The organism is Xanthobacter autotrophicus, assembly GCF_029991245.1.
GTDB lineage: Bacteria > Pseudomonadota > Alphaproteobacteria > Rhizobiales > Xanthobacteraceae > Xanthobacter > Xanthobacter autotrophicus_C.
In genome coordinates, this window is the sequence record NZ_JAIVFO010000403.1 from 1 (window position 1) to 420 (window position 420).

General features: G+C 56.4%; 1 protein-coding gene. It reads right to left on the bottom strand.

Going from position 1 to position 420, the window contains the following annotated elements:
- Positions 1 to 386, bottom strand: a 386-nt coding sequence (locus K9U41_RS23420) for a molybdopterin-dependent oxidoreductase (RefSeq protein WP_282643226.1), incomplete at its 3' end; no start/stop codon positions are given.
- Positions 387 to 420 lie beyond the last annotated feature (34 nt).

Below are 420 nucleotides of genomic sequence, written 5' to 3' on the forward strand. Positions count from 1 at the left end.
GAAGAGTAGTCACCGTAATGGTTCAGATAACCGCCGCAGCAGTTCATCAGGCGCGCGACCAGGGTATTTCCCGGCGGCCAGGAGCGGGTCATGGTGCCACCCAGCGTACCGGTGCCATAGTTCAGATAGATGGATTCGTTGCCGTACTCTTTGATCAGGCGCTGCATATTGGTCGCGATGATGTCGTAGGCTTCTTCCCAGCTAATGCGCTCGAATTTGCCTTCACCGCGCGCCCCGACTCGTTTCATCGGATATTTCAGGCGGTCGGGATTGTAAACGCGGCGACGCATGGAACGACCACGCAGACAGGCGCGCACCTGGTGCAGGCCGTCATAGTTGTCATCGCCAGTATTATCCGTTTCAACATATTTGATTTCACCGTCCACGACGTGCATACGTAGCGGGCAGCGACTACCACAG